A 12,776-nucleotide genomic window follows, 5' to 3' on the forward strand; every position below is an offset into this window, starting at 1 on the left:
TTGTCCAGCATCCTTTCTAAAAGTCGGGACCCCTAGCTGCATAAACGCAGCTAGGGGCAAGAGATTCAGTCGTACCAATTAGTTAATAATAACGCTGCCGTCGAACCAGAATACCTTCGAGCCAAGTGTCTCTGCCGCTGCGCGAACCGGAATATACGCACGGCCGTCATTGATCACAACAGCCTGATCGAGCTTCTTGTCGGACACCTTGCCGTTCAGCTCAATCGCCGTGCTGCCAACCTGCAGCTTCAGCACGTTGCTGCCTCTTGTTACCGTTACGACTTGAGTTGCATCGTCGAACTTCACATCAGCGCCAAGCGCCTCTGCTACGAAGCGTACAGATGCAACGGTACGGCCGCTGTTCGCATCGACATAAGAGGTTGCCGTGTCTGTCGTCTGCTCCTTGCCGTCAACTGTGATCGCCTTGTCGCCCACCTTGAAGCTTACGCCCTTCAGCTGTGCCAGCTTCTTCAGCATGTCATATGCATGCTTCTTCGCGCTGTCGTACTTGCCATCCTTCAGCTCCATGAAGAACAGCTGTGTCGTCTGCTCCAGGCTTGCGAACGCCTCATCGCCAAGCTCCGCCTTCGCAATAGTTTCGAGCGAGCTGACGAATGCTCCTGCCTCTGCCGCCTGCTCCAGCGCCTTCGCGATGTCACCCTTCGGCAGCGACTCATCGAAGATGCGGTTCACATAGCCGTTAATCTTCACGTTGATCGTGTCAGCGAGCTGAAGGCCGACTGTCTTCGTGCTCAGTGCCTTACCATCGGAGCCGAATGCATCCTTGATCGCATCAGCTGCTACCTTCGAGCCGCCAGTCATCGAGCCGTAGATCGGCATGTAGAAGAAGTAGCCCTCCACCTGCTGAACCTTCGCATCGTCCAGCTTGCCAGCTGCGAGGCTCTCCTCAACCTTGCCTGCATATTTCACAGTGCCCATCACGAACACCTTCATGATCGTCTTCTCAAAAATTTGACGGTATACTTGGTACTCCGTCATATCGCCTGCCTCTACAGCCTTGATCAGACCAGGGATCGCGATCGTGTTCAACACATTCTGTGTCAGCGTCTTGTAGTCCGTGTCGCGCTTGCCAGCCGTCACGCCGACTGTGCCTGCTGTCAGCTCGATTGCTTTCTCAAGAGAAGCCTTCGCCGCAGCCTTGTCACCCTTCTTGAGCGCTTCAGCCGCATCTGTCTTCGTCAGGAAGGCGATCTCTGCGAAGAAGTACCACTGCAGACCTTTATCAACGGCCTGCTTCACTTGTGCTGCGCTATATGTACCTGCAATACCCGCATCAATAATAGCAGACACCTGAGCGTCAATATCTGTGCTGCGAGCCTTCACTGCTTCTTTGAAGGACGCTTCATAGGAAGCCTTAACCTTCGCCAGATCTACCTTCTCAGCTGTGAACAGAGCGAGCAGCTCCGTGTAAGCCTTCACTTGACCGATTTGAACGGATGTGTCGGCGGACAGCTTGAATTCAGTCTGACCTAGAGTTGCAGCAGACGCGCTTACGGCGCCAACAGAGCTTGCTGCGATGGATGCTGCTAATACGAGCGTTGCGATTTTTTTCACGATGAATTCTCTCCTTCAGCTTCGTGCTAATGTATGATAGTCAATGACATAATTACCGGGATAGTTAAAACTTGAACAGACCCTTCTTCAATCCGAACCAGACCGCAGCGCCGCCCACGAGCAGCACAAGTCCGATCACCATAATGGTGACTACAGGGTTCACCTTGCTCTCCGCCTGCACGGTCACATCGAGAGGCGCAGCTGCTGCAGTCTCCTGCTTCGCGCCTCCGGCCTCACCACCGCTTACGCTGGTGATTGCTGATGCTTCGGTCTTCACCGTGCCATCGGTCTTCGCGTCGGCTGAGGCGGCTTGCTCCGCCTGTCCTGTAACGCCGCTTGCCTCTGCAGCCGGCTTATCGCCTTCTGCTGAAGCCTTCACTGCCGCTTCATTCGAGGCTTCGCTCTGAGATATCTGAGACTGAGACTCGCTTGAAGGCTGCGAGGCCGTAGACTTCGCCGCATCTGATGCGACAGCTCCTGCAGCTGCGTTCGTCTTCGCGCCCGTCTCTGCTTGTGCAGAAGTCTGCGTCTGAGCTGCCTTCGGGGCTGTCTCCTGCGTCGTCTGAGCAGGCTTCGTCTCCGTCTGTGAGGCTGACGCTTGAGCTGGTGCCTGAGCATACTTGATCGTGAATAATGGCTTTACTTTGCTTAATATGAAGCTGGATTCCGTCTTGAACTGCTCCAGATTCGGCTCCACCTTCCCCACTCCGAACAAGCCGGGGTTGCCTAGCGCCTCAAGCGCCTTGTTGAAGGAGGCTTCAACGGCCGTAATCGTCGCTGCATCCTTCACGGACGGCTTCAGCACATCGAACGTGCCCTTCGACTTCGCGAGCAGCAGCTTCGTCTTGGAGTAATCGGCGAGCTCCTTCTCCACGTAGTTGAATCGGCGCTCGATGTTCAGAGCGAGCATTCCTCTATAGTTCGCGATCAGCAGCTCCTTGTCCTTAGACGCGAAGTTCGCCTCCAGCGTACCTGTCAGCTTCGTACCGAATTCCAGCTCCAGCACCTTTTTATGTACCAAATATTGCTGGAATGCTCCCTCCCAATCAGCAGGTGAGCCGTTAAGCTTGCCGCTGATAATAATCAGCGCCTCAGCTATATCTTCCTTGTTCGGATCTCCATAGCTGTAACCCCATGCAGAATGAGGAAGCGTGATGAGTAGTAGCAGCATCCATACTAGCATGCGTTTCATTGGTGTACGTTTCCCTCCTTCCGACCATTCTAGCTGATGGCTTAATGGATTGCTAGATACAAATGAGAATCAATATCATGGATAATGATAACTACTCTCAATAGATACGTCAACCATTATTTTAGCTGTTCAACAAACTGTCACGCGATGCTGACGGTCATGCTTCTCCCGCATCGGATATTTCTTTAACGAACTGTGAATAATTCGGAATCGAATCCATGTCGTACGCATACACAGCGCGAATGATTTTTTCACTCATATGCTGCTCGAGGTCACGGCGCTCTTGAGGCTTAGCTTTTTTGCTCGCCTTCAGGATCACCGGTCGGAATAAATGAAGAATCGTTCCGAGCGCCTCCTTATCGCCGTTTTGGGCACGATGTACAAGATCGTACAAATCAGATTCACTCATTTCTACTTTCTCACCTCATCTTTAAGAGCTTGAAGCAATTCAATAATCGAAGCATTAAGGGCATCGAGTCTTTTTTCAAAGCGTGTTAGCAAATAAGCTGTAATGACGATCGGAAACCCAAAATTGGAAATCGAGGTTGTAATGAGACTGATTAACTGAGCATCCTCCAAATTAGCTCACCCCGCCTCTTTGTTTTCTGTACGAGCCATTAGGTGACTCGGTCATGTAAGCCTTCATTTTTCTCAAAGCTGTGGTGCGGGACTTGGAGATCGCCTGCTGGGAGATGTGAAGCAGCTGCATGATGTCTCGATCCAACACGCAAGCTGAGTAAGCCAGCGTAATGATGAGCTTCTGCTTATCTGTTAATCGGTTGAAGGCAACGTATAGCGACTCGTTATGAAGCACCTGCTGAAAGGAGCTCGGATCTGTGATGAGCATCTCATCCTCCATTGAAGCTGAACGGGTGTACAAACATTCACCCAGCGTCGATTCCCCTTCGCCTAGCGGCGTATCAAATACGAGAGGCTGCCGCTCCTCATGACGAGTACGCTTCCGGTGGTAATCTATATCGCTATATCGAATTAACGAACAGAGATACTTCGTAAATCGAATTCGAAATAAGAAGCGTCTGAACGCCCCTTCTAATGCCACACTTGCCTCGCTATTGGGACTAAGCAGCTTCTTCGCCAGAAGGATTACATGTGCTTCGTCCTTGTAGAAGCCTTGAATCAACGGATGGTTGAATATTCGCTTGTTATGGTCAACATACATCGTAATCGCTTGTCGTTCTTCCTTCGTTAAGCCTCTGCCATCCAGCTCCATCTTCATATCAACTCCTCCTTGTCTTGCTCTTTGACTATTAAAGTGTTCGAGATTAGCTGAAATACAACCACATCAAGAACATACGTTCTTATTTTACTGCAAAAAATGAGGATGCACCACCAAGTGATCCCTAAACAGCCATTATAGAACATACGTTCCTTATATTAAAGTGTCCTGCTTGCCGAAAGCTGCAATCGTTGCATGCACATGCGAAAAAAGAATATGGCGAAGGTTGTATCCAGACTGGGCTCCAACACTTTACATAAGGACAGCTGTTACAAAGCAATGAAGCGTAGGCCACGCTTCACCAAACAAATTCTGGAGGTTATGCAAATGGCATGGGGAGATCCGATTCAAGACTTATCTGGACTGCAGGAGTTTGATCCGCTGGATCCAGTGGATGTACTAGCACGGCTCATTTACTCGGAGGCACGCGGCGAATCGCGTACAGGCAAAGCAGGCGTCGTGTGGGTCGTAAGCAATCGAGTGGATAAGAATTTGTCTGAGTTTGGAGGAAGCACCTACAAGGGAGTATGCTTGAAGCCGAATGCGTTCGCAGGCTTGACTACGCAGTCTGCCCGTCAACCAGACACAAGCTCCAGCGCCTGGGATGACTGCATCAGCGAAGCGCTATCGTCCTCACGAAGCTCCAATCCTATTGGCAAGTGCTTGTGGTTTGTAACCAACACTTACTTCAGCAGCAAGGTGACGACAAGCAATGGCTCGGAATATTGGAATTTTGGCGCTGGCAGCAAAAAAATTGTAGAGAAGGTCGTTCTGGGCAATCACACCTTCTTCCGGGTTGAGGGCTATTAATCGAGCGTTATAAGAGAAGGCAGCTCCCGCTTCAGGGGGCTGCCTTCGTCTATGTACAGCTAATCGCCTTCACGAAAGGCTACGCGACCGATCGCTAGCCGGTCACCTCTTACCTCGTACTCAGCCACTACCGTTCCCATGAAAGTGCCTGGCGATACTTGAGCGGAGAGCTCAACAACGATGCTTTGACCTTGCACACGATACGTGGTGATATTACCGATCACGACATCTTCAAACCATTGCCCCGCTTCAGCTTTGCTGTATGACTTGGTGTACGTGTGGTTGTCAACGGTTACGGAGTAGGTGTGCTTGTCGCCAGCTATGGCATGACTGGTTCGGATATGCGACTTCACAGCGTCCGTCGGATTGTCGACATCGAGCTCGGTGAAGTCCTTGTTCAGCACATGGAGCTCTGCTTGCCGAACTCCTGTACCATACGCAGTCGTAAGGATAATAAGAACTTCAGATTCAGCATCCGCATCGACGTTCGCTAACCGTACTTCCGGGTAGTAAGTCGGGTTCGAGACGTTGCTCCACGGGAACGACCTTTCTTGCTCTCCGATCTGAACGGTTAAGCCTTGAAGCATGTCGCCGGTAACGCTTGTATTTGCCTTGACACGTACGGATTGGTCCTGGCTCTGCGCGATGACCTCCGTCTGCGCATGGCTTGCTTCATGCTGCTTGGTTACGGCTTGATCGTTATGTCCTGAGCAGCCTGCGGTCAGCACCGCCAGCAGCACGAGCACTCCCATATACCTCTTCATCACTTGATCCCTCATTTCAACTGTATAGTCTACACATGAGTTAGACTACTTCAGCCTGAGATAAGTTCATGAGCCGCTACACCGGCCTTCTGTGCACATAGTATTGAAACACGTGCTGCAGGATCACCTTCATGACCGCGAAGAACGGCACTGCGAGGATCAAGCCGACGATACCCGCCACCTCGCCACCGACCAGCAAGGCGAAAATAATGAACAGCGGGTGCATCTTCAGCGACCGACCGACGACCTGCGGCGAAATGACGTTGCCCTCTAGTATTTGACACGCTGTGTTGACGACGATGACGAGCAGCACCATCTTCAGCGAAATCGTCGATGCCACGACGAGCGCCGGCGCCGCGCCGAGGAACGGTCCTAAGTACGGCACGATGTTGAATACGGCGACGACGCTCGCCAGCAGCAGCGCATACGGGATGCCGATCAGCCAATATCCGATGTAGGCGAGCAAGCCGATGATCAGACAGACGATGAACTGACCGCGTATGTAGTTGCCGAGCGCCGTATCGATGTCCATCAGCGTCGAGACGATCTCTTTGCGGTGCTTCTTCGGGACGACGGCCAGCGTCATTTTCTCCATCAGCTGGAAATCCTTAAGCATATAGAAGGCGACGAACGGGATGATGAAGATGGTGAACACGGTATCGATCACTCCGCCGATGCCGTTCACATATTCCGAGATCGCAAGCGAGATGCCATCCTCCAGCTTGGCCAGCGACTGATTGAGACCGATGCGCACGCTGTCGGGTAGAAATTGAACGCCGTTCAAATTGTCAACAAGACTCTGAGCCTTGAATGAAACGTCAGGCATATGCTCGTTGAGCTCGGTCAGCTGCTTCATAAACAGCGGAATGACGTTCATGAGCACGACCGTAACCGAAATGATGAACAGCGCGTAGATCAGCAAAACCGCGACCGTCCGAGGCACCTTCCGCGCCCCCAGCAGCGAGACGACCGGATTAAGCACGTACGAAATAATGAGGGCAATGATGAATGGAGTTAATATTTCGCGGAGAAATACATATACACCCGTCAGCATCGGCCTTAGCTGCATCAAGACATACAAGATGACGAGTCCGATTAGGGTGTATATCATACCTAGAAGAAAACGGTTATTCGTAAGCCGATCCATCGTGTCCCTCCTCTTACACAGGCTATGCCAAGGGTCGCATGTACTGGTTACAGTATATGTACAACCCTTGCATTTTAACCCATGCCCGGCGTAGATCACGACTTCACACTTGTAGCACTTATAACATCAAGACTCTGCATCCTTCGCCCGCTTCGGCTTCACGACCTTGCCCAGATCGTCCCGCACACTCTTCTCCCACAGCGGTACGCCTGTCCGGTAAGCAGCACGTCCGACGAGATGCCCAGCCACTGGCGCTGTAATGAACACGAACACAACACCGAGCAGCAGTCTTACACTAGCCGTATCCTCGAATATGAGGAAATACAGGAACGCTCCGAGCAAGATCGCCAGCACGCCAAGCGTCGAGCTCTTCGTCGCAGCATGCGAGCGCAGGTATACGTCAGGCAAGCGGATGAGGCCGAAGGCGCTCACAAGACTGAGCAACGCGCCTAGCAGCACGAGAACAGCAATGACCGCCTCAGCGACCGTTGTCAGCATCGGATTCATGCTCGATCACCACACCTTTTTCTAAATATTTGGAAAAAGCGACTGTACCTAGAAACGCCAGCACGCCGATGAGCAATATGATCTCGAGATACGCCTGTGTTCGCAGCATAATCGATAGAATCGCAATGATGCCGATCAGGAAGATACCGACAAGGTCCAGCGCAATGATACGATCCGGCATGGAGGGTCCCTTCAGCACCCGATATAGTGCTCCTACTATGGACAGCGACAATATGGCAAGTGCCGTCATGTAGACTACCGTCATCATCCCCGCGTCACCTCCATGATCGCCTTCTCAAAGCTGTTCTTAATCTGCTCCGCCAGCTGCTCCGCATCCTCAATATCGATCGCGTGAATGTAGAGCGTGCGCTGGTCTGGCGACACCTCCAGTGTCAAGGTACCCGGCGTCAGTGTGATCAGGCAGGAGAGAATCGTAATCTCTCCATCCGAATCGAGCACCGTCGGAATCGCCACGATTCCGGGCCGTACGTTCAGCCGCGGCTTCACAATATGCGCAATGACAGAGATGTTGGACAGGACGAGCTCCTTCACGAACAGAACGAGCAGCCTCCAGATCGCTCCCACCTTCTTCGTATAGAACGGTCCAGCGAAAAATCTTCTTAGCATGTATAAAAACGCAAGTCCGATCACATAACCCACGACGAAGCTAACGAAGCTGCCCCCGTCCTGCAGCAGCATCCATACGAGCGCGATCAGTACATTCAGTACAACCTGAAATGCCATCGGCTATTCCCCCCTTAGCACCGCTTGAATATATTGCTGCGGCTCCAGCAGCACTTCAGCGGCCTGATTGACATACGGGAACACCCATTCGGCACCAAGTCCAAGCAGCACGACGAGTGCTAGCAGCGCTGCTGACGGCGCGAGCAGACGCGAGTCCAGCTTATTAGCGGAGGCTGGAGCGCCAGCCTCGCTCTGCGCAGGCTTGCCCCAGAACGCATGCATGAACAGCGTCATCATGGAGTAAAGCACCAGCAAGCTGGAAGCAAGCGAGATCGCGGTCACCACGTAATGTCCGCCCTCAAGACCACCCTGCACGATCAGCAGCTTCCCGACGAAGCCGCTGAGCGGCGGCACGCCGACGATCGCCATCGCTGCGGCGAACAGCATCCACCCGAGTACAGGCGCTTGCTTGATCAGCCCGCCCATCTGCTTCAATCGGTCTGTCCCGGCCAGCGCAACGAGCGAGCCGCCGAGCAGGAAGAGCAGCGCCTTCGCGATCATGTCATGGACTAAGTAGAACACGACGCCCTGCAGCGCCGCTTCGTTGGCGACCGACAGTCCGAAGCAGATGAAGCCGACCGACACGACGATGTTATAGATCAGGATACGTCCTACGTCGCGGTACGCCACCGCCCCGATGACGCCGAGCACCATCGTCGCAGCTGCCATCCAGCTGATCAGCGAATGCGTCGTCTCCGGCTGATGGTAGAAGATGAGCGTGAATATTCGAATGATCGCGTAGACGCCGACCTTCGTCAGCAAGCCGCCGAACAGCGCCGTAATCGCCGCGGGCGGCGTCCGGTAGGAGCCAGGCAGCCAGAAGAACAGCAGCAGTCCGGCCTTCAGCCCGAACACGATCAGGAACAGAATCGACAGCAGCGTCAATATGCCGCCCTGCCCGTCCTGTGCGACCCGCTCCGCCAGATGCGCCATATTCAACGTTCCGGTGACGGCATATAAGTACGCCACCGAGGCGACGAACAGCGCTGACGATAAGATGTTGACCAGCATATATTTCAGCGATTCCCGCAGCTGCTCCTTGCGGCCCCCAAGCGTTATGAGTGCATAGGAGGAAATCAGCATCACCTCGAAGCAGACGAACAGATTGAAGATGTCCCCAGTTAAGAAGGAGCCGATGACACCGACAAGCAGAAACTGTGTAAACGTATAAAAGTAATGGTTCTCCTTCGCCTCTCCGATGCTGTGGAACGCGTAGAACGAGCACGCTGCCCCAATAATCGTTGTCGTCAGCACGAGCAGCGCGGCAAACATATCGGCAACGAAGACGATGCCGAACGGCGGCTCCCAGCCGCTCATATGAAGCGTCTGTATCCCATCGTGCCTGACGCTGTACACGAGATAAGCTGCCGCAGCGATATTGGCCAGCACACTTGCGCCTGTAATTGCACGCTGCGTCTCGCGACGGTTGAAGAAGATAAGAACAATACCGGTAAGCAAAGGTATGAACAGCGGAGCTACAACCCAATTATTCATCATCACGTCCCCTTAATTGCTCCATATCGTCCGTTCCGAGCTCCTGGTAAGCCCGATAGGCGAGCACGAAGAACAGCGACGTCACCCCGAAGCTAATGACGATCGATGTCAAGATGAGCGCTTGCGGCAGCGGGTCCGTATAGGTGCTCGCGCTCTCTCCGAGCAGCGGCGGGGCCCCTGTCTTCAGCCTCGACATCGTCAGCAGCAGCAGATGCACGCCATGGCTGATCAAGGCCGTGCCCAGTATGATGCGGAGCAAGCTGCGCGTTAATATTAAATACGTGCCAACAGTAAACAGCACGCCGATTGAAACGGACATCCATATTTCCATCGCTTATCGATCCTCCCCGATAGACAAGATGATCGTCATCGTCACACCGACGACCCCGAGGTACACACCGAGGTCGAACAGCACCGCTGTCGCGAGCTCGGTCTTGCCGAGCAGCGGCAGCTGGAAATAGCCGAATGCGTGACTGAGGAACGGCACCCCGAGCAGGAAGGATCCTGCGCCTGTCAGCGCCGCGATGAGCAGCCCAAGCGCCGTAACGATGCGGAAGTTGAACGGGACCGCCTTGCGCACCGTCTCGATGCCGAACGCGAGCGCGAGCAGCACGAGCGCGGAGGCGGTCACAAGACCGCCGATGAAGCCGCCTCCGGGATGGTTGTGCCCGGCGAAGAAGAGCGAGGCCGACACGGTCAAGATGATGAATACGAGCACCTTGGCCGCCGTTCGCAGGATGACATCATTGGCCCTCATCCGTTTTCCCCCTTCCTAGACGCAGCTTGATCAGCGCATAGATGCCGAGCGAGGCGATGCCGAGCACCATAATTTCCAGCAATGTATCGAAGCCGCGGAAGTCAACGAGAATGACGTTGACGATATTTTTGCCGCCCGCCAAATTGTAGCTTTCCTTCACGTAATAATCAGCGATGCTCTCGAACTTCCGCTCACTGCCTGCTGACAGTGCAATCAGCGTCACAATGACTCCTACTCCGATCGAAATGATCAGATTCGTCGCACGAAAGCGGATCGAGGACAGCTCCTTCTTCAGCCTCGGCAGATGGTAGAAGCAGAGCAGGAACAGCGCCACCGACACCGTCTCCACGATCAGTTGTGTCAGCGCCAAGTCCGGCGCGCGGAAGATGACGAAGAACAGCGTCACGATATAGCCGACCGCACCGACCAGAATAATCATCGCCAGTCTGGATTGAACGAAGGGCACTGCGAGCGCAGCCAGCAGCATGACCGCCATCAATACACCCTCGAATATCGAGATCGGGGCATACACCGTATCGCTCCAGTCCCACACCCCCGCCTTGTACCACTGATAGCCGAGTACAACGATGAAGAACACGAATATGTAGACGAGGTAGTCCCGTATGGAGCCCGTCATATACAGGTTGGTTAGTCGCTTGGAGAACCGCTCAAGGCCGACCAGAGCGCCGTCATACAACGCGTTCAGCGTCAGACGCTTAGGCATCGCATCGTACAGACGCTCCCACCGCTTCATCGTCATATATAGCAGTGTACCGACCGCAATGACGCCGATCGTCATGAAGATCTCGGTCGTCCAGCCGTGCCAGAACGTAATATGGACGAGATATTGATCGCCAGAGGCGAGCAGCGAAGGAGCGATGGATGCCATCGCCGGCTCGATGAGCGAATACGACAGCAGATCCGGGAACAGTCCGAACACGATGACAAGCGTTGCGAGCACGGCCGGCGGCAGCAGCATACCGAGCGGCGCCTCGTGCGGCTTCTTGTCAAGCTGCTCAGGCTTGAACTTGCCTGTGAACGTACGGAACACGAACAGCATGCAATACACGAAGGTGAACACGCTCGCCACCCACGCCAGCACCGGAAGCAGCTGCCCCCACGTTTGCATGTTAAACATATCCATCATCGAAGCGTTCAATACGCTGGTGAAGAACATTTCCTTACTTAGAAATCCGTTGAACGGCGGCAGTCCCGCCATCGAGAACGCTCCAATGACAGCGAACGTAAACGTAATCGGCATCAGCGAAGCGAGACCGCCCAGCTTGCGAATGTCACGCGTGCCTGTCTCGTGATCAATAATGCCGACGACCATGAACAAGGCGCCCTTGAACGTCGCATGGTTAATCAGGTGGAACACCGCGGCTGTAATTGCGAGCACATACAGCTTGGAATCTTGGCCTTGACCTGTATACAGCGCCGCTGAGCCAAGACCGAGCAGCGACATAATGAGTCCGAGCTGGCTCACTGTAGAGAAGGCGAGAATGCTCTTCAGGTCCGTCTGCTTCACCGCCGAGAATGAGCCCCAGAACAGCGTCGCCATGCCGAACGCCGACACGAGCCAGAACCATTCAGCCGCCCCGCCGAACAGCGGAGTCAATCTCGCCACGAGATAAATACCCGCCTTGACCATCGTTGCGGAATGGAGATACGCGCTGACCGGCGTCGGCGCCTCCATCGCATCCGGCAGCCAGATGTGGAACGGGAACTGCGCCGACTTCGTGAATGCGCCGAGCAGAATGAGCAGCATCGCCGGCACGAACAGACTGTGCTGTGCGATGACATCGACCTGACCGATCAGCTCACGCACGCTGAACGTACCGCCCATAACCGAGAGCAGCACGAAGCCCGCCAGCATGGCGAAACCGCCAAGCACGGTGATCAGCATCGACTTTTGCGCGCCGTAGCGAGATTTCTCCCGCTCATACCAGAATGCGATCAGTAGGAACGAGGATAAGCTCGTCAGCTCCCAGAAGCCGTACAGCACGATGAGATTATCGGACAGCACGACACCGAGCATCGCCCCCATGAAGAGCAGCAGGTAGACATAGAAGTGTCGCAGCTGCTCCTTACGCGGGTCGAGGTAATAGATCGAATACAGCAGGACAAGACTGCCTATGCCCGTAATGAGGAGGGCGAAGAGCAGTCCGAGGCCGTCCATGTATACCGTAAAGTCAATCCCCAGCGACGGAATCCAAGGAAAGCTCGATGATTCGACACGTCCTGCCCGAATGTCTGGCAGCCAAGACACCATATAGGCGAATAAAAGCACCGGTACCGGCAGGACGAACCAGCCTGTATGGATGCGGGGAGCAAGCTTCCCGAGCAATGGCACGACCACCGCATACAGGAACGGTAATAAAATTGCAGCATGGAGCAAAGACACCTGTGATTCCTCCTATCTTGAAATACAGGTTCCGAACGTTTGCGCGGAATCTGCTATGGCGGCAGCAGGAACGATTTCCCAGCCACAGCGCATACGTCTGATGATATTTTACCATAATAAAGGCTAAAGCTTATTGTAACACGAA

Annotated in this window: 15 protein-coding genes; 1 reads left to right on the plus strand and 14 read right to left on the minus strand. The window is 53.9% G+C overall.

The genetic code is table 11. The annotated features are described in order from the left end of the window. Window positions 1-78 precede the first annotated feature (78 nt). The 5 genes from PAE68_RS17045 to PAE68_RS17065 form a co-directional block, all read right to left on the minus strand. A complete protein-coding gene (locus tag PAE68_RS17045; protein WP_281888915.1) occupies window positions 79-1,575 on the minus strand; it encodes a stalk domain-containing protein in 1,497 nt (498 codons plus the stop codon). A gap of 64 nt (window positions 1,576-1,639) precedes the next feature. Next, complete coding sequence (locus tag PAE68_RS17050; RefSeq protein ID WP_281888917.1) at window positions 1,640-2,767, minus strand: hypothetical protein; 1,128 nt, start codon at window positions 2,765-2,767, stop codon at window positions 1,640-1,642. Between the two features lie 157 nt (window positions 2,768-2,924). Beyond that, on the minus strand, window positions 2,925-3,176 hold the full coding sequence (locus PAE68_RS17055) for a helix-turn-helix domain-containing protein (RefSeq protein WP_281888919.1): 252 nt from the start codon (window positions 3,174-3,176) through the stop codon (window positions 2,925-2,927). Between the two features lie 2 nt (window positions 3,177-3,178). Beyond that, entirely contained in the window at window positions 3,179-3,346 is a 168-nt protein-coding gene (locus PAE68_RS17060) for a YvrJ family protein (RefSeq protein ID WP_281888921.1), read from the minus strand. Window position 3,347: 1 nt separating this feature from the next. Then, window positions 3,348-4,004, minus strand: coding sequence for a sigma-70 RNA polymerase sigma factor region 4 domain-containing protein (locus tag PAE68_RS17065; RefSeq protein ID WP_281888922.1), 657 nt, complete (start codon window positions 4,002-4,004; stop codon window positions 3,348-3,350). Window positions 4,005-4,331: 327 nt separating this feature from the next. Here PAE68_RS17065 and PAE68_RS17070 point away from each other — a divergent pair, with 327 nt between their 5' ends. Next, window positions 4,332-4,814: a cell wall hydrolase gene (locus tag PAE68_RS17070; protein ID WP_281888923.1), complete on the plus strand. Its 483-nt coding sequence runs from the start codon at window positions 4,332-4,334 to the stop codon at window positions 4,812-4,814. A 59-nt stretch (window positions 4,815-4,873) separates the two neighbouring features. On the opposite strand, the gene PAE68_RS17075 is transcribed toward PAE68_RS17070, so the two are convergent. The 9 genes from PAE68_RS17075 to PAE68_RS17115 form a co-directional block, all read right to left on the minus strand. Further along, a complete protein-coding gene (locus tag PAE68_RS17075; protein WP_281888925.1) occupies window positions 4,874-5,578 on the minus strand; it encodes a hypothetical protein in 705 nt (234 codons plus the stop codon). Window positions 5,579-5,654: 76 nt separating this feature from the next. Continuing rightward, a complete protein-coding gene (locus PAE68_RS17080) occupies window positions 5,655-6,725 on the minus strand; it encodes an AI-2E family transporter (RefSeq protein WP_281888927.1) in 1,071 nt (356 codons plus the stop codon). Window positions 6,726-6,851: 126 nt separating this feature from the next. Then, entirely contained in the window at window positions 6,852-7,223 is a 372-nt protein-coding gene (mnhG, locus tag PAE68_RS17085; protein ID WP_281891111.1) for a monovalent cation/H(+) antiporter subunit G, read from the minus strand. Continuing rightward, window positions 7,204-7,500: a Na(+)/H(+) antiporter subunit F1 gene (locus PAE68_RS17090; protein ID WP_281888929.1), complete on the minus strand. Its 297-nt coding sequence runs from the start codon at window positions 7,498-7,500 to the stop codon at window positions 7,204-7,206. Before PAE68_RS17090 ends, mnhG begins: the two co-directional genes overlap by 20 nt. Continuing rightward, the gene (locus PAE68_RS17095) at window positions 7,497-7,976 is read right to left on the minus strand and encodes a Na+/H+ antiporter subunit E (protein ID WP_281888931.1); all 480 of its coding nucleotides are present in this window, start codon (window positions 7,974-7,976) and stop codon (window positions 7,497-7,499) included. Before PAE68_RS17095 ends, PAE68_RS17090 begins: the two co-directional genes overlap by 4 nt. A 3-nt stretch (window positions 7,977-7,979) precedes the next feature. Continuing rightward, window positions 7,980-9,470, minus strand: a complete 1,491-nt coding sequence (locus PAE68_RS17100) for a Na+/H+ antiporter subunit D (protein WP_281888933.1) — start codon at window positions 9,468-9,470, stop codon at window positions 7,980-7,982. After that, the gene (locus PAE68_RS17105) at window positions 9,463-9,801 is read right to left on the minus strand and encodes a Na(+)/H(+) antiporter subunit C (RefSeq protein WP_281888935.1); all 339 of its coding nucleotides are present in this window, start codon (window positions 9,799-9,801) and stop codon (window positions 9,463-9,465) included. Before PAE68_RS17105 ends, PAE68_RS17100 begins: the two co-directional genes overlap by 8 nt. Before the next feature lie 3 nt (window positions 9,802-9,804). Beyond that, window positions 9,805-10,227 carry a Na(+)/H(+) antiporter subunit B gene (locus PAE68_RS17110; RefSeq protein ID WP_281888936.1) on the minus strand — a complete coding sequence of 141 codons (423 nt, stop codon included), beginning with the start codon at window positions 10,225-10,227 and terminating at the stop codon, window positions 9,805-9,807. Next, window positions 10,214-12,631 (minus strand): Na+/H+ antiporter subunit A, encoded by a 2,418-nt coding sequence (locus tag PAE68_RS17115; RefSeq protein ID WP_281888938.1) that lies wholly within the window; start codon window positions 12,629-12,631, stop codon window positions 10,214-10,216. The genes PAE68_RS17110 and PAE68_RS17115 overlap by 14 nt, the downstream gene beginning before the upstream one ends. Window positions 12,632-12,776: the final 145 nt, after the last annotated feature.

The sequence above is a fragment of the Paenibacillus sp. YYML68 genome (genome assembly GCF_027923405.1).
In the GTDB taxonomy this organism is placed as follows: domain Bacteria; phylum Bacillota; class Bacilli; order Paenibacillales; family NBRC-103111; genus Paenibacillus_G.